The organism is Winogradskyella sp. SYSU M77433, from assembly GCF_029911945.1.
GTDB lineage: Bacteria > Bacteroidota > Bacteroidia > Flavobacteriales > Flavobacteriaceae > Winogradskyella.
This window is the reverse complement of the sequence record NZ_JARYTG010000003.1, coordinates 111,769-133,459: the sequence shown is the minus strand read 5'-3', so window position 1 is coordinate 133,459 and position 21,691 is coordinate 111,769. Positions and strand designations below refer to the sequence as shown.

The following is a 21,691-nucleotide window of genomic DNA, read 5'->3' as shown; positions in this document are numbered from 1 at the left end:
GATTTATGAATTACGATTTGAAATTTTCACTTTATAATGAGCGTTCAATTCTTATTGAATGGCCATCATTTATTGATGAAAATATTTTAAAAAGTATACTTAGTTATAAAGAACGACTTCAAAAGATTTATATTAAACAAAAAGTTGAAATAATAAATACATATAACTCAATATTAATATTTTATAATTTTACTATAGATAATTTCAATGATGAAATTTTAAAGCTAAAATCACTTAAAAATCGTCATTTAAGAAATGAAATAGCAAAAGCTAAATTGTGGGAGATCCCTGTATGTTACGATGATGAATTTGGTATTGATTTAAGTGAATTTTCAATGCGAAAAAAACTAACAAAATCAGAAATAGTTAAGTTGCACTCAGAAGCTATTTATACGGTTTATTTTATTGGTTTTTTACCTGGCTTTTTATACTTGGGAGGACTTAATTCAAAGCTACATTTTAATCGTAAATCAACACCAAACCTCAATATAAAAAAAGGGTCGGTTGCTATTGGAGGAATGCAAACAGGAATCTACCCACAAAACAGTCCAGGCGGTTGGCATATTATAGGTAAAACACCAATCGATTTATTTGATGCCAAAATGAATCCTCCGTGTTTTATTTCTGCTGGAGATAAGGTTAGATTTAAATCTGTTGATTTAATTGAATATTCGGAATTAGAGCAAAAAGTAAAATCTGAAAGTTTTTTCTTAAAATCAGTTTAGGATGCTTAAAATATTAAAAGCAGGATTTTACACTTCAATACAGGATATTAGTAGGTTTGGTTTTAGGGAATATGGAGTGCCAATTTCTGGTGCTATGGATTCCTATTCTGCTAAGTTTGCAAATTCACTTTTGGGTAATGATGCTAATTGTGCGGTTATGGAGATGACGATGATTGGTCCAAAGTTATTATTTCAAGAGCCTACGGCAATTGTTCTTTCCGGTGCAAATATATCGCCTAAAATCAATAATGTTGAGGTTGAAATGGATTCGGTCTTATCAGTGAAAACAGGAGATATATTAACCTTTGGAAGGCTTCAATCAGGATTGAGAACTTATTTAGCTATAAAAAATGGTTTTCAAAGTGAAGAAGTTCTCAAAAGCAAAAGTATGTACAAAGGAATTACTCGAGATTCAAATTTGAAAGATCATGAAACAATCAAATTTATGCCATTCTCACATAAAGACTCAGCTAAACATGCTTCTGTAAAGTATGATGAATCTATGCTGTTTCATAACGTTTTAGAGACTTTTAAAGGACCTGAATTTGATAAACTTTCGCCAAATCTTCAAGAGTCGTTACTTAATTCTGAATTTAAGGTTTCAATTCATGATAGAATGGCATATCAGCTAAAAAGTCTAGGTAGAAATAATTTAGATCAGATTTTAACGTCTCCAGTTTTACCTGGCACAGTTCAGCTAACTCCTTCTGGAACTTTGTTGGTGTTAATGAGAGATTGTCAGACAACAGGAGGTTATCCAAGGGTTTTGCAATTAACAGAAAAGGCTATAAATATTTTGAGTCAAAAAAATACAGGAGCACAACTTAGATTTAGATTAAAAGTATAGTTTTGTAAGAAAATAAATTTAAAAGTTTTTTATAAGCATAAAAATCAATAAATTGGAAAGCTATTAATTGATTAATACTACTCTTATGAAAAAAGTTTTGCTCTTTATTTTTGGTCTTGCTATAGGTATTTTAGCAACCTATTTATTTTTAAACCCTATTGAAAATTCAGAAACAATGACAGATCCAAAAGGATTAATTAGTCCAGAACAAATCAAAAAATTAGATCAAGCTTATAATAGTAGGCATACTTTAATAAGTGATTCGTTAATAGATACGCCAGATAACAGATCTTCTTGGTACTCTATTGAAGAGATAGAATCCTATATAGAGTATGCAAAAAATCAAGCATCTGAATTAGGTTACACTTTAGATGGACTTAGGCTATATGCAGGTGCGTATCCAGATACTGAGGAAGGTCCAGGACTAATGACAATGTTTTTTGTGCCAACTGGGGTGAAAAATATGTCTGAAGGCTCTACGATACCTATCGCTCAAGGTGGAGGTGGAAAAGGCGAAGATATTGATGGTGGTGATGGATTGAATCATGGAAGTGAAGGTGTTCCTCCAGAAGCTAATTATCCACAGTAAATAAAAATTTAAATGCCTATTTCTATAGTAGCTATACACATTGTGGAATTAATAGCTGCTCTTGCGGGAACTTACTACTATTTAAGAACCAAAGATAGTCAAATGAGAATATTCATTTGGTATCTGTGGTTTGTGGTATTCGTAGAGACTTTAGGAATGTATGCGTATTTATTACGTAATAACTACGATTATTATTGGTATATATGGCTAAAAAACAGTGTGATATGCACTAATACTTGGTTGTACAGTATATATGATTTTGTTAGTATTATTATTTTTGGAAAGTTTTATTTGAGGATAATTGAAAGTCAATCTTCAAAAATAATCATTAAAGCCATAATACTTCTATATGCTACTTTTACTATTTTATATTTTTTAATTAGTGGTACTTTCTTTGAGAAATCAATACCTTATGATTTTTTATTGGCAACATTTACTGTTCTTATTTTTGTTATTTTATACTACAAAGAACTGCTGAGTAGTAATAAAGTACTATTCTTTTATAAGTTGCCTAACTTTTATATAAGTTCAGGTTTACTTCTATTTTTTTTAAGTACATCACCTTTGTTTACTTTTGATACTTACTTTTATGAAGTTAACAAAAGTTTTGTTGAGTTTAGATACACGTACATGTTAATAGTTAATACGTTTTTATATTCATGCTTTACATTTGCTTTTTTATATACAATTCAATTCAAAAAAGAATAACAGAAGAGGAGATTGCATTGATTGTCTATGTTGTCTTTTTTGTTTTAATTATTGTTGTTGTTTTTGTAACTTTTTTTGTAACTTTTCAAAAACGAAAAAACCAATTATTACTTGAAAATATTGAGCAACAAAAAAAGTTTGATGAAGAACTTCTCTTAACTCAGCAAGAAATTCAAGAAGAAACCCTTAAAAATGTTGGTAGAGAACTGCATGACAATATTGGGCAGCTATTAGCTTTTTCAACTATGCAGATGAATGCTGTGGCTAAAGCTGTACCAGATGAAGTGAAATCAAAAGTCAGCAATGCTTCTGATAGCTTGAAAGAATCTTTAGCTGCCGTACGTTCATTATCAAAATCATTGAATAATGATGTGTTGAGTACGCTTAGTTTTGAGTCTGTTTTGCAAAATGAAGTAGAAAGACTAAATAAATCGGGATTAATAGAAGTAGAGTTGAAAATTTCTGGTTGCGATGAGAATTTTGAAAACAAAAAAGATCAAATCATTTTGTTTAGAATGATACAAGAGTTTTTTTCTAACACACTCAAGTATGCACAAGCAGAGCATATAGATGTTCTTTTGAATTATAACGAACAAGAGCTATCAATTAACATAAAAGATGATGGAGTTGGCTTTGATATCAATAAAGCAGAGAAAGGCTCTGGTTTAATTAATATTCATAAAAGAGCCGAGCTCATTAATGCTAAACTGGAACTAAAATCTCAATTAGAACAAGGGACAAGTCTACATATTTTGTATCCTTATCGTTAGGTTTAATGTTCACAGGCTTGCCATAATGCGTCTTGAGGAACAGGAGCAATAATCTTGAGAGCTTCTTTTTTTACTGGATGTATAAACTCTAGGGTTCTAGCATGTAAGCTTATACTGGCATCTTTATTACTTCTATCAAAACCATATTTTAAATCACCTTTTATTGGGCAGCCAATGGATGATAGTTGTACTCTAATTTGATGATGTCTACCAGTTTCTAAATCTACTTCTAGTAAATAAAAGTTGTCAAGCTTTTTTAATACCTTATATTTTAGAATAGCCTTTTTACTATTATCAACTTCATTAGGAAAGGCTGTAGATTTATTATTCTTTGGATTTTTGCGCAGCCAATGAATGAGCTGATCTTCAGTTTTTGGAGGTTCATTTTTCACAAGTGCCCAATAGGTTTTTTTAGCAGATTTTTCTGAGAAAAGTTTATTTAATCTTGGTAATGCCTTACTGGTTTTGGAGAATAAAACAATGCCTGTTGTAGGTCTGTCTAGTCGATGTACAACTCCAAGATACACGTTGCCAGGTTTGTTATACTTGTCTTTTAAATAAGACTTAACAACTTCACTTAAAGGCTTGTCTCCAGTTTTATCTCCTTGTACAATATCACCAGCACGTTTGTTGACTACTATAATGTGGTTGTCCTCGTATAGGACTTGTAAGTTAGATTTGTTAGATCGTTTAGACTTCTTAGACATTTTAGGTTTTTAGAGAGGATTTAAATTTTGAAATCATTTTTATAATTTCATTTAAGTCATTGATTACTTCCTTTAACTCTTGCTCTGAGATAAATTTTAAATCATAAGCAATTAATAACTGCGTTTCTATTTCGTAAGCAGAACCTATTGATATGGTTAAGAATCGCGTAAAATCTTTATTAGAAGATCTTGATGAGCCCTCGGCTATATTTGAAGGAATAGAAACTGATGCTCTTCTCAATTGATTAACTAAACCAAATTTTTCTGTTTCAGGGAAGTCAGCTGTTAATTTGTAGATTACAGAACAGAAAGCTCTACTTCTTTGCCATATTTGAAGTTCTTTAAATTTATGAGCCATAGAAATTAATTTAGTTTAAAAAAGCAATCTACTTAGTCTAAAAATCTAACAGTCTAACAATATAATCATGTCTAAAGCTTCTAACTAGTCTAATGATCTAATTAGTCTAATTTAATACTGTTCATTCTTGTTTGGAAAATCCTGAATTTTCACATCCTCAACATATTGACCAATAGCTTTGGTCATATCGTCAAAAAGATTCATATAACGACGTAAAAATCTTGGGTTAAATTCATGTGTCATACCAACCATATCATGAAGAACCAAAACTTGTCCGTCTACACCATCACCAGCACCAATACCAATGATAGGAATTGATACACTTTCAGCAACTTCTTTTGCAAGCTTAGCAGGAATTTTTTCAAGAACAATAGCAAAACAACCTGCTTTTTCTAGCATTAAAGCATCTTCTTTAAGCTTTTTGGCTTCCTCTTCTTCTTTTGCTCTAACAGTATATGTGCCAAATTTGTAAATGGATTGTGGTGTTAGACCTAAATGCCCCATCACAGGAATTCCAGCATGTAAGATTCGTTTCAATGATTCTTTAATCTCTTTTCCACCTTCAATTTTTACGGCATGTCCGCCAGACTCTTTCATTATCCTGATGGCTGAACGTAGAGCTTCTTTAGGGTCACTCTGGTAAGTTCCAAAAGGTAAATCTACAACGACGAGAGATCTGTCTATAGCTCTAACTACGGATGAAGCATGATAGATCATTTGATCTAAAGTAATCGGTAGTGTGGTTTCGTGACCAGCCATAACATTACTGGCAGAATCACCAACAAGGATAACATCAACACCAGCACCATCAACTATTTTTGCCATAGTGTAGTCATAAGCTGTTAGCATTGATATCTTTTCGCCTCTAGATTTCATTTCTACTAGGCTCTTTACAGTGATTCTTTTATATTCTTTTTTTGCTGTTGACATTGTGTTTTTATTATTGAAATGTAAAAATACTGAGATTTAATAAACTTTTCTTTACTTTAAGTGCTAAATACTATCAAATCTTTAATTTGAACTAATATTCCAATAATTATGAAACAGTTACTATTAATTTTTTCTTTTCTATTCGTTTTATCTCTACAGGCGCAAAATCCCGAAGAAAAAGCTGCCAAACAAGCTGTCGTAAAATTCTTTGAAGCTTTTCATAAACAAGATACTATAGCTTTAAGAGCCATGACTAAAGGAGATGTAAGATTGCAATCTATCTCTGTTGATAAAGAAGGTAAATCAATTTTAAACGAAAGTAAATATGGTCAATTTTTGAAAAATATAGCCAGTATTCCAAAAGACAGAACTTTTGAGGAGAAGCTTCTAGACTTTAATGTTCAAGTTGATGGAAATATGGCAAATGTATGGACACCATATGAATTTTGGTATCAAGGAAAGATGAGTCATTGTGGAGTGAATTCCTTTCAGCTAATGAAAGAAGGTGATAGCTGGAAGATTATTTATTTAGTAGATACTAGACGAAGAGAAGGTTGTAAATAAAGTTCCAAAAACTAAATTCCAAATTCCAAAAAACATTCGAGTTAGAGTTCCTTCCCTTTGGGAAGGTTAGGATGGGTCTAACAATCACTCAAATGAACACCAACAGCCAATCCACCTTCAGAGGTTTCCTTGTATTTAGTATTCATATCCTTAGCGGTTTCCCACATCGTATTTACAACCTTATCTAAAGGTACTTTTACGTTGTTTGGGTCAGTATCTAAAGCTAGTTCAGCGGCATTGATAGCTTTTATGGCTCCCATAGAGTTACGTTCTATACAAGGAATTTGTACCAAACCACCAATAGGATCGCAAGTTAAACCTAAATGATGTTCCATAGCAATTTCAGCAGCTACTAAGACTTGCTCTGGTGTACCACCTAACAATTCACAAAGTGCACCAGCAGCCATAGCTGAAGATACACCAATTTCGGCCTGACAACCTCCCATGGCAGCACTTATAGTTGCTCCTTTCTTAAAAATACTGCCAATTTCTCCTGCAACTAACAAGAATTTTTTGATGTGTTCAAAATCAGCTTCATGATTTTCAATCACCATATAATACATTAACACAGCAGGAATAACACCAGCACTACCGTTAGTTGGTGCTGTTACTACGCGTCCAAGAGAAGCATTAACTTCATTAACAGCCAGTGCAAAACAGCTTACCCATTTTAGGATTTGCCTAAACTTAACTTCAGTTTTTCGGATGGTTTTTAACCATTCTTGTGGACTTTCGTAAGTAAAGTCACCAATTAAATTTTTGTGCATGTCAAAAGCACGACGACGCACATTAAGTCCGCCAGGTAAATTACCTTCGGTATGGCAACCAAGATACATACACTCTAGCATAGTATCCCAAATACGTTTTAGTTCAAAATCTATGTTATCTTCATCTCTAATAGATTTTTCATTTTCCAATACTACACCTGAAATAGGCAAACTAAGCTGGTGACAAAATTTCAACAATTCATCTCCGTAAGATGTTGGATAAGGAAATGTACAATAGAAGATAATTTTATTGGCTTTGGAAACTTTTCGTTCTTCCTGTACCACAAAACCACCGCCAATAGAGTAGTAGGTAGATTTGTAATTTCTACCATTAATTAATGCAGAAAATGATATACCGTTAGCGTGAAACGGTAAAAATTTCCGGTTGAATTTAATGTCTGTTTTAAAATCGAAAAACAAAGGTCTTTCATTATTAAACATTAGTGTATTTGTATTCTTGATAGAAGCAATTATAACGTCTATAGTATCAACAGGAATACGTTCTGGGTCTGCACCTGTTAAGCCTAAAAGAACAGCTAAGTCGGTAGCGTGGCCTTTTCCTGTTAAGGATAAAGATCCATAAAGATCTACTGTGATTTTTTCTACTTTTTCAAAACGCTTTTTATCCTTTAATTCTGTAATCCAGCGTTCTGCAGCACGCCAAGGTCCTAAAGTGTGCGAACTAGATGGTCCTACACCAATTTTAAGCATATCAAAAACAGAAATACATTCCATTCAATAATCGATTTAGTTATGACAAAGATATGAGTTGTTTGTTCAAAGCATAATCTTAAAAACAAAAAGTCCGAAAATTATTTTCGGACTTTTTGCTATATAATTTTAAAGTTATTGATTATTCCACATAATTCATAACTTCACCATAATTGTTAATGTCAATATCGTTACTGTTTATTAAATCAACAGGTAAAACTACAACTCTAAAGATCTGGTTTATTCTTTCGTCATCCAAGACTAAATTATAGTCAAATGTAGGATGAGATTCAATAAAAATAGTTACAAAGTCAAAGTTGTGTTCAAAATTATACTGAAATTCTTCAGTGTCATTTACATAAACGGTCTCTGGAAGTGATTTCCAAACGTCATAGCCGTCCACCACATCTACAAGTCTATATACTAAAACCATATCAGATTCATATAAATCAATATCTAATGGAATTTCAACAGTTTCAGCATAGTTATTTGAAGAAGTGAAGTCTAAATTCACCTCAAAGGATTGCCCTACAAAGTTGACACCATTTTGTCCACTTGAACCAGGAGGTCCTGGAGGGCCTGGATCACCTTCACAAGCCGTTAGTATAAAAGTAAGTGATAATAGTAGAAAGGTTATTTTTTTCATGGTAAAAAGTTTTAATTAATAATACTAAAGTACTTCTATTATATCAAAGCATGTACCAAAAACTGTTAAACGAAAAATTAATTTAAATTTTCTATGTGACATCATGTCATATTTTTTGTCATGGCATAATCATTGACTAATACAAATCGAGTTTAAAATTTAATAACACAACAAAACATACATATTAATTATGAGTAAGATTATAGGAATTGATTTAGGTACAACCAACTCTTGCGTTTCTGTAATGGAAGGTAATGAGCCAGTTGTAATCCCAAACGCTGAAGGAAAAAGAACAACTCCTTCAGTTATCGCTTTTGTTGAAGGCGGTGAAATTAAAGTTGGTGATCCAGCAAAAAGACAAGCAGTAACTAACCCAACTAAAACGGTTTATTCTATAAAGCGTTTTATGGGTAATAAATATTCTGAATCTAAGAAAGAGGCAGAACGCGTACCATATAAAGTGGTAAAAGGTGATAACGATACTCCAAGAGTAGATATTGATGGTCGTTTATATACACCTCAAGAATTATCAGCTATGATTCTTCAAAAAATGAAGAAAACGGCTGAAGACTATTTAGGAGCTGATGTTACTAGAGCAGTTATTACGGTTCCTGCGTATTTTAACGATGCACAGAGACAAGCTACTAAAGAAGCAGGTGAAATTGCAGGTCTTAAAGTAGAGCGTATTATTAACGAGCCAACAGCAGCGGCTTTAGCTTACGGATTAGATAAAAAATCATCAGATCAAAAAATTGTTGTTTTTGACTTTGGTGGTGGTACACATGATGTTTCTATCCTTGAGCTTGGTGATGGTGTATTTGAAGTATTAGCTACAGATGGTGACACGCACTTAGGTGGTGATGATGTTGATGAAAGAATCATCGATTGGTTAGCTGAAGAGTTTATTGCAGACGAAGATATGGACTTACGTAAAGACCCAATGGCTTTACAACGTCTTAAAGAAGCTGCTGAAAAAGCAAAGATTGAATTATCATCTTCTGCACAAACAGAAATCAACTTACCTTACGTAACAGCTACTGCTAGTGGACCAAAGCACTTGGTACGTACATTAACACGTTCTAAATTTGAGCAATTAATTGACGATTTAGTAAAACGTACTATTGAGCCATGTGAGTCTGCATTAAAAGCAGCTGGTTTATCTAAGAGTGATATCGACGAGATTATCTTAGTTGGTGGTTCTACGCGTATTCCTGCAGTACAAGCAGCAGTTGAGAAATTCTTCGGAAAAGCACCAAGTAAAGGTGTAAATCCTGATGAAGTTGTATCTCTAGGTGCTGGTATCCAAGGTGGAGTTTTAACTGGTGATGTAAAAGACGTTCTTTTATTAGACGTAACACCATTATCACTTGGTATTGAAACTATGGGTAATGTAATGACAAAGTTGATTGAAGCTAATACTACGATTCCAACTAAGAAATCGCAAGTATTCTCAACAGCAGCAGACAATCAGCCATCGGTAGAGATTCACGTATTGCAAGGTGAGCGTCCAATGGCAGCAGATAACAAAACAATTGGTCGTTTCCACTTAGATGGTATTCCACCAGCAAGAAGAGGAACTCCTCAGATTGAAGTAACTTTTGATATTGATGCAAACGGTATCATCAAAGTATCTGCTGAAGATAAAGCAACTGGTAAAAAACAAGATATTAGAATTGAAGCATCATCTGGATTAACAGAAGAGGAAATCCAAAAAATGAAAGCTGAAGCAGAAGCAAATGCTGATGCAGATGCTAAAGCAAAAGAAACTGCTGATAAATTAAATCAGGCAGATGGAATGATTTTCCAAACTGAAAAACAGTTAGAAGAATTTGGTGATAAATTATCTGATGATAAGAAAAAGCCAATAGAAGAAGCTTTAGCTGAATTGAAGAAAGCTTACGAAACAAAAGATATCGCTGTTATCGATCCTGCTTTAGAGAAAATCAATGAAGCTTGGAAAGTAGCAAGTGAAGAAATGTACAAAGCACAAGCAGAAGCTCAAGGTCAAGGTGAACCACAAGCCGGACCAACAGATGCAGGTGCAGGTGCAAAAGGACAAGCTTCTGATGAAAGTGATGTTGAAGACGTAGATTTCGAAGAAGTCAAGTAATAAATAGTCATTTTGAAATGTCACACTGAGTTTGTAGAAGTACTGTTTCAGAATTTCAATAATACTAAAACGCAATCATTAATTTGATTGCGTTTTTTTTATTTGTTGTAAATGTTGCTCATATTTGGTTTTAATAACTAATATTCCAGCGAGTTACTTTATCCGTTAAAGCTTGTTTTGTAAGAAAAATAATCTATTTTTACAAACTTTAACAAAAAACTCAAAAAAAATGAAAAAATTAAGCTTATTGTTTGTTGCCTACTTATTTGTTCTAACATCTTGTTCTAGTGATGATAGTGATTCTTCTAGTAACATTTCTGGAGATATTCTAGGAACTTGGGTTGGTGTTGACGTTGATTATTATGGTGATACAGTAACTGAGGCTGGTGGACAAACAGTAACATCCGACTTCGTAGGTGAGGCTTATGATGTTGATTATACCTTAACTTTTACGGAAAACCCTAATGAATTAGTTTCAGAAGGATCGTATAGTGTAGAGTTAACTACGACTACACTAGGTCAAACACAAGTCGATAATATTGAAAATTTAGAGTTTTTAGAAGATGGTACTTGGACACAAGAAGGGAATCAACTTACTATAACTAATAATGGTGTGTCTTCTCAAGGTACAATTTTAGAGCTTACAGACACTAGTTTAGTATTAGAATTAAATCAAGAAACTGATTTGTCACAACCAGGTTATTCAATTATTAATACAGTAAATGTAATTACTACCTTTACAAGAATGTAATTAAAAGAAAAAATAAACTTTCGAGAACGCAATCATTAATTTGATTGCGTTTTTTGATTAAATAAACCTTTAACTTTGTGGCTTTAATTTTTATTAATGCAATTCTCAACTCATATAAAACCTAAGTTTCAACCCAAACGTTTAGCAGTGAAACTCAATGCTAAAGGAGAACAATTTGTAGTAAAAGGTCATCCTTGGGTGTTTTCCAATAGTATCGTAAAGATTAATGATGATGCCAAAACAGGTGATTTAGCTATCATTTTTAGTAAGAATAAAAATAAGGTCGTTGGTATTGGATTGTATGATGCAAAATCACCAATACGAATCAAAATCATCCATGATGCGTCTACAAAAGCAGAAATAAATGCTGAGTTTTTTCATCAGAAAATAGAAGCCGCTTTTGATAAACGGGAAGAATTGCTACAGACAAACACAAATAGTTATAGACTATTATTTGGTGAGAATGATGGTTTTCCTGGGTTGATTGCTGATGTTTATGATACTGTTCTAGTCGTAAAATTGTATTCAGAAATTTGGTTGCCTTATTTAGAGCCTATTTTAAACAGTTTACAGCAAGTTTCTAGTGCAAAAACCATTGTAATACGTTTGAGCAGAAGTTTGGAAAACAGTACAAACCATTCCTTAAATGATGGAGATGTCATTTTTGGTACTTTAGATAATGAGGTGGTGAAGTTTGTAGAGCATGGGGTTAATTTTTCTGCTAATGTCATTAAAGGTCATAAAACGGGTTACTTCTTAGATCACAGAGCTAATAGAAAAAGAGTAGGTGAGTTGAGTAAAGGAAAAACGGTTTTAGATGTGTTTTCTTATGCAGGTGGATTCTCAGTACATGCTTTGGCTAATGGTGCCAAAGAAGTCACGAGTTTAGATATCAGTAAACAAGCTTTAGATATTGCCAGAGAAAACGGAAAGCTTAATGAATATTCTGGACAACATAAAACCATTTCTGGTGATGCTTTTGAAGAGATGAAAAATTTAATCTCTAAAGGTATTACGTACGACGTTGTAGTTATAGACCCACCAAGTTTTGCCAAACAACAATCAGAAGTTGAGTTAGCAAAGAAAAAATATGCACAACTGGCAGAATTAGGTGTGCAACTTACAGCAAAAAAAGGCCTATTGGTTTTGGCATCTTGTTCGTCACGAGTGACTGCACAAACTTTTTTTGATATTAATGCACATACCCTAAACGCTCAACTTAGGTTGTATGAAACTATTCTAAAGACCAAGCACGATATAGACCATCCTGTGTCATTTCCTGAAGGTGCTTATCTCAAATGTGGCTACTATCAATTTAAGGAGTAATAAAATTCTTTCATTTATTGATTAAATACAAGTTAAATTTATTCCCAAGATAAGGTTAAAGTTGGTCTTAATTTTAGCTTTGTTTTAATAATAATAATAATTCCCTAACTAACGGTATTTGTAACTTTATAGAACATAAAAAAACACAAAATTATCATGAAAAATAAAGTTATAATTATCACAGGAGCTGCGATGGGATTAGGATTCGCAGCAGCTAAAGAAATTGCCAAAAAAGGCGGAAATTTAGTTTTAGTAGATTTCAATGAAGAAGCCTTGCAAAAATCTGTAAATGAGCTAAAAGATGAATTTCCTGATATAGAAATTATTTCAATAATCGCTGATGTTTCTGATGAAGAACAGGTTAAAAACTATATTGATAAAGCAGTAGAGAAATTCGGTAGAATTGATGGACTTTACAATAATGCAGGTATTGAAGGAAGACAAGCGCCATTAACAACATACGACATCAATGTATTTAAAAAAGTAATTGACATCAATCTTATGGGAGTGTATTATGGTCTTAAGTATGTCATTCCTGTAATGCAAAAACAAAACTATGGACGTATCGTTAATGTTGCTTCTGTTGGTGGTATTAGAGGTGTACTAAATCAAACTCCATATGTAGCAAGTAAACATGCTGTATCTGGTATGTCTAAACAAGCTGCTGTTGAATATGGTAAAGATGGAATTTTAACTAATGCTATTGCACCTGGTGCTATATTAACACCAATGGTTGCCGAAGCTTTCAAACAAGTGAATCCAGATGACCCTAAAGCTGCTGAAGCAGAATACGCAAAACGTAACCCAACAAGAGCACTAGGTGACCCTCAAGATGTGGGTAAATTAGTGGCTTTCCTAATCAGTGAAGAAAATGGTTATATTAGTGGGCAAACTATTGCTATAGATGGTGGTGAATCTAACATGTACGGTAACGCAGAGTAATTTTACATTCTATAAATGATTATATTAGTCCTTAACGTTGTTAAGGACTTTTTCTTGCTGTTAACATAAAATATTATGCATGCATAATAAAAATAAGTATATTTACAATCTAAATAAAACACTAATAATTGTAATCTCATGAGTACTAAACTTACCGAATTACTAAATATAAAGCACCCAATTATCCAAGCACCAATGTTCTTGGTATCTAACGTAGCTATGGTTACTGAAGCTATGAAATGTGGTATAGCAGGCTGTATTCCGGCTTTAAATTACAGAACTTTAGAAGAGTTAAGAGCTGCCATTAAAGCGTTAAAAGCTAACAAGGGCGATGGAGGTGCATTTGGTTTTAATTTGATTGTGAATAAATCAAATCCTAAAGCCAAAGATCAGTTGAGAGTGATTTGTGAAGAAGGTTGTGATTTCATTTTGACTTCATTAGGAAACCCAGAAGAAACCATTAGAGAAGCACATGCCGTTGGCATAAAAGTATTTTGTGATATCACGAATTTACAATATGCACAAAAAGTTGAAAGTTTAGATGCTGATGCTGTTGTAGCTGTTAATAATCAAGCAGGTGGTCACCGAGGTAACTTATCTCCACAAGATTTAATTGCTACACTTGTTGAAAACTTAAAAATTCCTGTAATCTCAGCAGGTGGAGTAGGACAAAAATCTGACATTGATAAAATGCTAAGTTATGGAGCAGTTGGTGTATCGGTTGGTAGTCCTTTTATAGCCTCAGAAGAGGCGAGTGTTACTGATGAATACAAACAGGCTTGTGTAGATTACGGAGCTAATGATATTGTAATGACCGAACGCATTTCAGGAACTCCATGTACAGTCATCAATACTCCTTATGTTCAAAAAATAGGAACAAAATCCACTTGGATAGAAAGTATCTTGAATAAAAACAAGAAACTGAAAAAGTGGGTAAAAATGATTCGGTTTTCAATAGGTATGAAAGCGACCGAAAAAGCGGCTAAAAAAGCCACTTACAAAACCGTTTGGGTTGCTGGGCCAAGTATTGAACATACTAAAGCCATTCTACCAACCAAAGAGATTATTAAGCGCTTAATTACTTAAGACAATTAAGTCCTCTTCTTCAGTAATCGTTTCCTTTTTACGTTTATTCTTTCCCGTAAAGATATTAAACGTGTAACTCGCTGTTAAGCCACCAGCGACAGTAGATACAAATTCACCTGTGTCAAATTTACCGCTAATGATGTAGCCATCATAGATTTCTTTAGATAATCCTGCCAATGATGAAAGCGCAAGGCTATACCAAAACGCCTTTTTCTTATTCTTAGTTTTAGAATATACAATCGCGTAAGTTCCGCTAGAAATTGCAGCACCAGTTATAAAGTGCAAACCATCATCACCAAGAGTGAGTTGTGCATGGCTAAAACTAAACCAAATAATGGCAAAAAAAGTCAAAAATAATTTCATGTTAGTTAGGATTGGTTGGGTTTAAAGTATAAAAATCTTAAAGCGCATTCCTAGTATAATCGTCTATGATTGTAGTTTTTACGATTAAATGACCTTAAGAAATATGAATGCAGCAATGATTACAATCTTTTAAGTCAATTTTCCTGTTAGATAATTTCTAATTTTAAGCTGAAGAATTACACCTCATTATGCTGAAACGAATTTTAATAGGAATTGCACTTATAATTATTATTTTTTTCGGGTTGTTATACTGGTCTACCCGAAATACAGAAGACGTTTTTTCAAAATCAGTAGTGTATAATGTAGATACTAAAACGGTTGATTTTAAAAACTACGATTCGGTGGAAATTGTACCAAGCAAGTTTTACGATGCCAATGCCATTAAAGAATTGTTTCAAGGTGAGCAGTATAGAGATGTTTGGTCTACAAAAATTAAAGTACCAATCGTGTTTTTAGATACTTTGAAAGGTGGAATGCAAGTCGTTGAAAAGGGTGGAGGTAAGCAGACCCATTCTTTGGAACTCTTGGGAGTAAAAGATAGTGTCTCTTACACCATTAGAAGTGTTAATAAAGATCCTCAGGCTTTAGTACCAGAATTCGTTAAAACCTTAGGGTTAGAAAACCTTATTGAAGATGGTATTTCTGCGCAACATCCCTATGCAGCACTTTTGGTGGCAGAACTTTCCGATAAAGTAGAGCTGTTGCATACCAAACCACAATTAATTTTTGTGCCCAAACAAGAGGTTTTAGGAGAATTTAATGCCGAATATGGCAACCGACTATTTTATTTTGAATGTGAAACCAAAAGCGATAAAAACTGGACACACCTAAATAACGTTACGCATATTATAGACACCGAAGATTTACAAGAATTAAAGCTAGAACTGAAAGACCGTTTAAAAATCGATAAAAACAACCTGATAAGACATCGTTTGTTTGATTTGATTATTGGTGACTGGGATCGTCATACCAAACAATGGGGTTGGGCTGTACAAAAAAAGGATAGTACGTATTCAGCAGTTGCCATTGCGAGTGATAGAGATAATGCTTTTTTTAATACAGAAGGTTTAATTCCATCCGTTTTGTCTCATAAAAATGTGGTTGAAGAATTACGACCGTTCCGTGAAGATATAGACTATATGGAAGGTTTGGTGTATCCTTTTGACCAATACTTTTTATTAAACACACCAGAAGCCGACTTCATAGCTGAAGCAAAATATTTACAAAACACTTTAACTGACGATGTACTTAACAAGGCTTTAAATGTTTGGCCAAAACAAATCTCAGATTTGGATGGAGATGCTATTATTAACAAAATGAAGGAGCGTAGAGACGATTTAGTTGAGTATGCCAAAGCTTTTAAAATTATAATAGACGATAGAGGCAAACTCTCAGAACAACTCAAAGGCACAGACAAAGAAGAAGTGGCTAAACATTTGTTGGAATGTTTTGAGTGTTTGAAATAGCAAAGACATCATCCATACTTCAATACTTTACCTAATTATAATACTTTATAATTAAGGATTTTAAGTTGAAAAAATGTTTAAAACTACGTAAAGTTACGTATTGAAACTGTGCTAGGAAAAAGCTAACTTCGCTTATCAATCGATATAGTTCATTAAAACGGAACTATATCTTAACGCTCTCTACAATTTAAAAAAACAATATGCATATAATCTTAAAGAAGAATATTGAGGAAATACAGAAAGAATTTGACTTTGATGAATCTGAATCGAAACTATTCGAGTTGTTTTGTAATTTTTGTATTGTCTCTAAATCTTACTTAGGGAGATTTAATCCTGATATTGTTACTACCGATGAAGATGATGCCTCAATTGATGGACTTTGTTTTGTAATAGATGGAGAACTAATAACTACCAAAGAAGACGCAGAACAATCATTTGATACTCATAAATCAAATCTTGAAGTTAAATTAATAATTACGCAAGTAAAAAGCGGAGAAAAGTTTGCGAAGGAGGATATTGCAAACTTTAACTTAGGAATTAAAGACTTTCTTTCTCTTGACCCAAAACTGCCAAATGGAGAACTTAATAAAGAAATGATTGAGGTCTTTAATGTAATATTAAATAATTTAAAAAAAGTTAAAAACAAATTACCTTCAGTCGAGGTCTATTATTGTACTAGTGGCACTTATAATGACGAAAGAGAAATAAAAGCTTCATTTGAAATAATTGAACGTGAGATTGAAATAACAGAACTATTTAGTAATGTAGTAGTTGTCCCAATTGGAAGAAGTGAATTAACCAAATTATGGAACTCTATTACTGAAACTAATGAAGCAAAATTAAAATTAATAGAATTTTTTGGTATGCCTCCAATGCCAAATATACCTCAATCATACGTAGCTTTAGTAAATGCAAAAGAATTTGTAGATAAAGTATTAAGAGACGAAAGCGGAAATATTAAAAATGAAGTTTTCGAGGAAAATATAAGGGCTTTTTTAGGTTCAACACCTGTCAATAAAAAAATTAGTGAAACACTATCTAATCAAGACAAAAGAAAATTATTCTCTGTTTTAAATAATGGTATAACAATAGTGACACCAGAATTAACGTTAACACCAAATTCAAAAGAGATTGATTTAATAAATTATCAAATTATTAATGGATGTCAAACAAGTAATACTTTATTCGAGAATTATGCATATTTAGATGATAATACGAATGTTGTAGTTAAGTGTATAGAATCTTCAGACGAGCATAATATTACAGATATAATCTCTGCAACAAACAGTCAAACGAGTATTTCGAATGAAGCTTTTTACTCATTAAAAGAAAAGACGAAATTAGTTCAAAAGTATTTTGAAATTAAGAATTCTGATTTAACTAGAGATTATCATTTATACTTTGAAAGAAGAGAGAATGAATATAAAAATAAGGACTACCAGCAATCAAGAATTTTTGACATAAAACTTATTTGTCGTGCGTATAATGCAATGTTTCTAAATCAACCATTTAACTCTGCCAGATATGTATCACAGATTTTCAAAATACAAAAGGACAATTTATTTAAAGAAAATGACCAAGAAGCCCTTTACTATACATCAGCTCTTACTTTATATAGGTTTAATAATTTAGTAAATATTAAAAAGCATAATTCTCATAAATACGTACTACTGAGATGGCATATTTTAGAATTATTTAAAATTGTAGCACATAAAAAATTTGAAGAAATTAAACCTAATTCAAAAAAAGCAAACAGCTATTGTGATACAATTATAAAGAAACTAAACTCTAAGAATAGAGATTACGAAGAAATATTCAAACATTGTTATAAGATAATAGACCTTTTACCATTTCCGAGTAAAGATGTATTGAAAAGAGCCAAATACAATCAAGAACTTTTAGAAAAAGCTAAAGAGTACGTAAAAAAACTGTAGAGAACACCATATATAATTCATTGCTAGTTAATACTTCCTTACGAAAGTCCTCGAGGGCTATTTATCTGTGATTTATTTGCAAATTTTAATACTTAAACACTCAAAGAAATAATACACTAGACCGATAAGCGTAATACTCAAAAAAGCTAATAAATTGCTCATTTGAATTACACACTACTTTCCATTAATAGTTAACAGCTGTTTTATTTTCCTAAAACTACTATATTACTTCTTAAAAGTGTAAACAAGATAGCTACCATTCTCATCACCTTTGTAGTATAAAAACATTCTATAACAAATTAACTTAAAAGTGATGAAAGTAAATTTAAAAAAAACAGTTAGAATTAGCCTTATGTTAATTGTCTTAATAGGACTTTTTTCAAGTTGTTCAGACAGTAAGCTATCAGATTTACAGGCTAAAATCAATGAATTAGAAACTGAGCTAAAAACTTATAAAGAAGCAGAAGCTGTAACAAAACAACGTTTGGTAGCGTTTGATTCTTTAGACTACGATTTCTACACTAACCAAAAATGGGATAAGTTTAGTCATAGTCATACAGATGATATTGTTGTGTACAATGCAGATGGAAGTATTACAGAAGGCCTTTATCCTGCACACATTAATGATTTAAAACCAATGTTTGTATTTGCGCCAGATACACGTATAGAAAAGCATCCGGTAAAATTCGGAAATAAAGATTGGACAGCTGTTATTGGTGAGTTACAAGGCACCTTTACAGAGCCAATGCCTATTGGAGAAGGTAAAACCATTCCGCCTACAGGTAAAAAATTCAAATTAAGAATGGCTACCATTGCACATTGGGAAGGTGGTAAAATGACAGAGGAATATTTGTTTTATGACAATCAAGACTTCATGAAACAAATCGGTTTAGCGCAATAATATTAATAACCTATAAAGTCTTACTGTAAGTTTAAAACTGAAAATTATATTTTCAAAAACCTGACAAACAATCCATTTGTAACAATTCACAGCATTTTACTACTAATAAGTAAACAGAAGTTTAACTATTAAAAAGGAAACGTTATGATTCATAAAGGAGCTTTAGCATTAGGTGTTATTTTAGGTGCAGCAGCAGGTGTATTGTTAGCACCAGATCAAGGCAGTGTCACCAGAGAAAAACTAAAAAAAGAAGGTAAGAGTATAAAAGATCAGTTTGTTGAGGACTTTACGGAAGTAAAAGACGATTTATCTAAAGCCGCTAAGTCTGGCAAGGATAAGTTTAAAGAAGATTTAAAAGATTTTGCGTCTAAAGCAAGCTACAAAACTGAAGATGCCATTACTTTTTTAGAAAAGCAATTATCAGTTTTAAAAGAGAAAAACAAAAACTTGCAGAGAACAAGTTAGTAATAGTTGTCATTCTGAATTTATTTCAGAATCTGAAACAAGTTCAGATTGACAACTTATTTTAGTTTCGTCAGTTCGAGTGAATTTTGTGAGTGAAAGGAATAAAATTTGTATCGAGAACAAGTATTAAATAAACTTCTCGATACAATTTGCTCGTTCCTCGCAAATCACTCGAAGTGACGTTACTATTATCCAATAACAGCAAGCAACTTTTCTTTGACCTCTGGCCATTCAGCTTTCAAAATACCATAACAGCACGTGTTACGTCTGTAGCCATCCTTCATAAGCTTATCACTTCGTAAAACACCTTCTAAAGTAGCACCAAGTTTCTCAACCGCTTTTCTAGATTTCTGATTTCGGTCATCAATCCTAAACTCTACTTTTTCAAATTCCAGCGTTTCAAAGGCATATTGAAGCATCAGGAATTTCATGTTGGTATTGAGTCCTATACCTTGAAATTCGTACCCAATCCAAGTCCAACCAATATGCAACACTTTGTCTTTCCAACTGATCAGTCCATAACGTGTTGAGCCTGCATAATTTTTAGAAATTTTATCAAAGACAATAAAAGGAATAGTGTTTTTGTGATAATAGCCATCAACCGCAGTTTGCACGTAAGCCTTCAATGCTTCAGGAGTAGAAATATCGGATGGAGAATAATAAATTAAATCCTTCTGCTGCGCGATGGATTCTAAATGTGTGTAATTGCTTAAGTCTAGTAAACTTAGTTTTACACGGTTGTTTTCTAGGTTTGGAATAGTCATAATTTTGTTTTGTCATTGCGAAGCTGACTTTTTTCGTCAGCTGTGGCAATCTTTTCAATGTAAGCTTTAATTATGAGATTACCACGTCATTCGTACCTCATTCCTCGTAATGACACAAATCACTCGAAGTGACGATACTTATTATACCAAGTCATTTATATAATCCACATTAACCACATGCTTACCTTCAAAAGGTAAAATAGTGATGTTATTCCCAAAGAGTTTGTGAGCTCTTTCTGTTTCTTCTTTTATACGTGCTTCATCCAAATACTCATCTTCGGTACCATAAATCAGTTTTACGTTGGTGCTTTCAGAGAGATATTCAAAATCTTTAGCGGTTAATTCTTTCGGAATTCCACCAGAATGTAACACCAATTGCGCACATTGTAACTGTCGTTTAGCTAAATAACGCATAGCTACACTCACACCTTGCGAATAACCAAAAACGATAAGATTAACGTGCTCTGGAATGTTTTCAGCTTCAAACACACTATCAAAATAATTGAGTATGTTTTGCATTCCTGCTTCGGTATCTACTTTAGTCAGCCAATTGGCTCCAACATGCATTTTGGGTTGCATATAGTACTTACTCGGTGCTTGTGGCGCAATGATATAATTATCGTTTGGGTCTAATGCTTTAAAATACTTCAAAAAATAGCGACTTAGATAGCCCATACCATGACACACAAACCACACATTTTTAGTTTGTTTGGTAAGCACGTTTAACGTAGAGTAGGAGTTGCTTGTGGTATAGGTGATTTCTTTCTCTTGCAAATTCATTATTCTTGGTAGTTTCAGTATTTTTGTAATCGACAATAAAAATAAGCTTTATAATGCAAATGTCTAAAGAAGATTTCTTAGCAAGAGCCAATGCAGCGAGTAAAAATACACTGATGGAAACTCTAGAGATAGAGATGGTAGATTTTGGTGATGATTTTTTGGTAGCCAGAATGCCAGTAACACCAAAAGTACATCAACCAGACGGTGTTTTGCACGGAGGAGCCACAGCAGCCTTAGCTGAAAGTGTTGGTAGTTTTGCATCTCATATATTTATAGATACCGAAAATTTGTTTGTTAGAGGATTAGAGATTACCGCTAATCACCTAAAGAGTATTAGAGAAGGTTTTGTTTATGCGAAGGCAACTTTTCTGCATAAAGGTAGAACCACGCAACTTCTAGATATTAAAGTGACGGACGAAGCGGATAACGTGATTTCTATTTGTCGTTTGTCTACAATTTCACTTCCAAAAAAGAAATAAGC

24 protein-coding genes are annotated in these 21,691 nt (G+C 32.9%); 16 read left to right on the top strand and 8 right to left on the bottom strand.

Annotated elements, in window-relative coordinates; genetic code table 11:
- Positions 1-5: 5 nt before the first annotated feature.
- The 5 genes from pxpB (at position 6) to QGM60_RS06605 (ending at position 3,639) form a co-directional block, all read left to right on the top strand.
- Positions 6-725, top strand: coding sequence for a 5-oxoprolinase subunit PxpB (gene pxpB, locus QGM60_RS06625; protein ID WP_281139455.1), 720 nt, complete (start codon positions 6-8; stop codon positions 723-725).
- 1 nt (position 726) lies between these two features.
- The gene (locus QGM60_RS06620) at positions 727-1,572 is read left to right on the top strand and encodes a biotin-dependent carboxyltransferase family protein (protein WP_281139454.1); all 846 of its coding nucleotides are present in this window, start codon (positions 727-729) and stop codon (positions 1,570-1,572) included.
- An 85-nt stretch (positions 1,573-1,657) separates the two neighbouring features.
- The gene (locus QGM60_RS06615; protein WP_281139453.1) at positions 1,658-2,161 is read left to right on the top strand and encodes a hypothetical protein; all 504 of its coding nucleotides are present in this window, start codon (positions 1,658-1,660) and stop codon (positions 2,159-2,161) included.
- 12 nt (positions 2,162-2,173) lie between these two features.
- Complete coding sequence (locus tag QGM60_RS06610; RefSeq protein WP_281139452.1) at positions 2,174-2,869, top strand: hypothetical protein; 696 nt, start codon at positions 2,174-2,176, stop codon at positions 2,867-2,869.
- Positions 2,821-3,639, top strand: a complete 819-nt coding sequence (locus QGM60_RS06605) for a histidine kinase (protein WP_281139451.1) — start codon at positions 2,821-2,823, stop codon at positions 3,637-3,639. Before QGM60_RS06610 ends, QGM60_RS06605 begins: the two co-directional genes overlap by 49 nt.
- A 2-nt stretch (positions 3,640-3,641) precedes the next feature.
- Here QGM60_RS06605 and QGM60_RS06600 read toward each other — a convergent pair whose 3' ends face one another.
- From QGM60_RS06600 to panB, 3 genes are all read right to left on the bottom strand, one after another.
- On the bottom strand, positions 3,642-4,346 hold the full coding sequence (locus tag QGM60_RS06600) for an RNA pseudouridine synthase (RefSeq protein WP_281139450.1): 705 nt from the start codon (positions 4,344-4,346) through the stop codon (positions 3,642-3,644).
- Position 4,347: 1 nt separating this feature from the next.
- Positions 4,348-4,704 carry a four helix bundle protein gene (locus QGM60_RS06595; RefSeq protein WP_281139449.1) on the bottom strand — a complete coding sequence of 119 codons (357 nt, stop codon included), beginning with the start codon at positions 4,702-4,704 and terminating at the stop codon, positions 4,348-4,350.
- A 111-nt stretch (positions 4,705-4,815) separates the two neighbouring features.
- Positions 4,816-5,634: a 3-methyl-2-oxobutanoate hydroxymethyltransferase gene (gene panB, locus QGM60_RS06590; protein ID WP_281139448.1), complete on the bottom strand. Its 819-nt coding sequence runs from the start codon at positions 5,632-5,634 to the stop codon at positions 4,816-4,818.
- A gap of 108 nt (positions 5,635-5,742) precedes the next feature.
- Between panB and QGM60_RS06585 the strand changes: the two genes are divergently transcribed.
- Complete coding sequence (locus tag QGM60_RS06585; protein ID WP_281139447.1) at positions 5,743-6,198, top strand: nuclear transport factor 2 family protein; 456 nt, start codon at positions 5,743-5,745, stop codon at positions 6,196-6,198.
- A 77-nt stretch (positions 6,199-6,275) separates the two neighbouring features.
- Here QGM60_RS06585 and QGM60_RS06580 read toward each other — a convergent pair whose 3' ends face one another.
- Both QGM60_RS06580 and QGM60_RS06575 read right to left on the bottom strand, forming a co-directional pair.
- Positions 6,276-7,700 (bottom strand): L-serine ammonia-lyase, encoded by a 1,425-nt coding sequence (locus QGM60_RS06580; protein ID WP_281139446.1) that lies wholly within the window; start codon positions 7,698-7,700, stop codon positions 6,276-6,278.
- Between the two features lie 118 nt (positions 7,701-7,818).
- Entirely contained in the window at positions 7,819-8,322 is a 504-nt protein-coding gene (locus tag QGM60_RS06575; RefSeq protein WP_281139445.1) for a dihydrolipoamide dehydrogenase, read from the bottom strand.
- A 190-nt stretch (positions 8,323-8,512) separates the two neighbouring features.
- On the opposite strand from QGM60_RS06575, the gene dnaK reads away from it, so the two are divergent.
- The 5 genes from dnaK to QGM60_RS06550 all read left to right on the top strand — a co-directional run bounded on the left by dnaK (position 8,513) and on the right by QGM60_RS06550 (position 14,537).
- Positions 8,513-10,432: a molecular chaperone DnaK gene (gene dnaK / locus QGM60_RS06570; protein ID WP_281139444.1), complete on the top strand. Its 1,920-nt coding sequence runs from the start codon at positions 8,513-8,515 to the stop codon at positions 10,430-10,432.
- 229 nt (positions 10,433-10,661) lie between these two features.
- Positions 10,662-11,183, top strand: a complete 522-nt coding sequence (locus tag QGM60_RS06565; RefSeq protein WP_281139443.1) for a lipocalin family protein — start codon at positions 10,662-10,664, stop codon at positions 11,181-11,183.
- Between the two features lie 96 nt (positions 11,184-11,279).
- Positions 11,280-12,509, top strand: coding sequence for a class I SAM-dependent rRNA methyltransferase (locus tag QGM60_RS06560; protein ID WP_281139442.1), 1,230 nt, complete (start codon positions 11,280-11,282; stop codon positions 12,507-12,509).
- 156 nt (positions 12,510-12,665) lie between these two features.
- A complete protein-coding gene (locus tag QGM60_RS06555; protein ID WP_281139441.1) occupies positions 12,666-13,451 on the top strand; it encodes a glucose 1-dehydrogenase in 786 nt (261 codons plus the stop codon).
- A 138-nt stretch (positions 13,452-13,589) separates the two neighbouring features.
- Positions 13,590-14,537 (top strand): nitronate monooxygenase, encoded by a 948-nt coding sequence (locus QGM60_RS06550; RefSeq protein ID WP_281139440.1) that lies wholly within the window; start codon positions 13,590-13,592, stop codon positions 14,535-14,537.
- On the opposite strand, the gene QGM60_RS06545 is transcribed toward QGM60_RS06550, so the two are convergent.
- Entirely contained in the window at positions 14,526-14,900 is a 375-nt protein-coding gene (locus tag QGM60_RS06545; RefSeq protein ID WP_281139439.1) for a hypothetical protein, read from the bottom strand. The two genes, QGM60_RS06550 and QGM60_RS06545, sit on opposite strands and share 12 nt — an antisense overlap.
- Before the next feature lie 188 nt (positions 14,901-15,088).
- Here QGM60_RS06545 and QGM60_RS06540 point away from each other — a divergent pair, with 188 nt between their 5' ends.
- The 4 genes from QGM60_RS06540 (at position 15,089) to QGM60_RS06525 (ending at position 19,666) form a co-directional block, all read left to right on the top strand.
- The gene (locus QGM60_RS06540; RefSeq protein WP_281139438.1) at positions 15,089-16,366 is read left to right on the top strand and encodes a hypothetical protein; all 1,278 of its coding nucleotides are present in this window, start codon (positions 15,089-15,091) and stop codon (positions 16,364-16,366) included.
- Between the two features lie 200 nt (positions 16,367-16,566).
- Positions 16,567-18,300, top strand: a complete 1,734-nt coding sequence (locus QGM60_RS06535) for an AIPR family protein (RefSeq protein ID WP_281139437.1) — start codon at positions 16,567-16,569, stop codon at positions 18,298-18,300.
- Between the two features lie 313 nt (positions 18,301-18,613).
- Positions 18,614-19,201: an ester cyclase gene (locus QGM60_RS06530; RefSeq protein ID WP_281139436.1), complete on the top strand. Its 588-nt coding sequence runs from the start codon at positions 18,614-18,616 to the stop codon at positions 19,199-19,201.
- 144 nt (positions 19,202-19,345) lie between these two features.
- Positions 19,346-19,666, top strand: coding sequence for a YtxH domain-containing protein (locus tag QGM60_RS06525; protein WP_281139435.1), 321 nt, complete (start codon positions 19,346-19,348; stop codon positions 19,664-19,666).
- A gap of 188 nt (positions 19,667-19,854) precedes the next feature.
- Here the strand turns inward: QGM60_RS06525 and QGM60_RS06520 are convergent, their stop codons facing one another.
- Positions 19,855-20,430, bottom strand: coding sequence for a GNAT family protein (locus QGM60_RS06520; protein WP_281139434.1), 576 nt, complete (start codon positions 20,428-20,430; stop codon positions 19,855-19,857).
- Between the two features lie 141 nt (positions 20,431-20,571).
- The gene (locus tag QGM60_RS06515) at positions 20,572-21,210 is read right to left on the bottom strand and encodes an esterase (protein ID WP_281139433.1); all 639 of its coding nucleotides are present in this window, start codon (positions 21,208-21,210) and stop codon (positions 20,572-20,574) included.
- Positions 21,211-21,263: 53 nt separating this feature from the next.
- Here QGM60_RS06515 and QGM60_RS06510 point away from each other — a divergent pair, with 53 nt between their 5' ends.
- A complete protein-coding gene (locus QGM60_RS06510) occupies positions 21,264-21,689 on the top strand; it encodes a hotdog fold thioesterase (RefSeq protein WP_281139432.1) in 426 nt (141 codons plus the stop codon).
- The last annotated feature ends 2 nt before the right edge of the window (positions 21,690-21,691 follow it).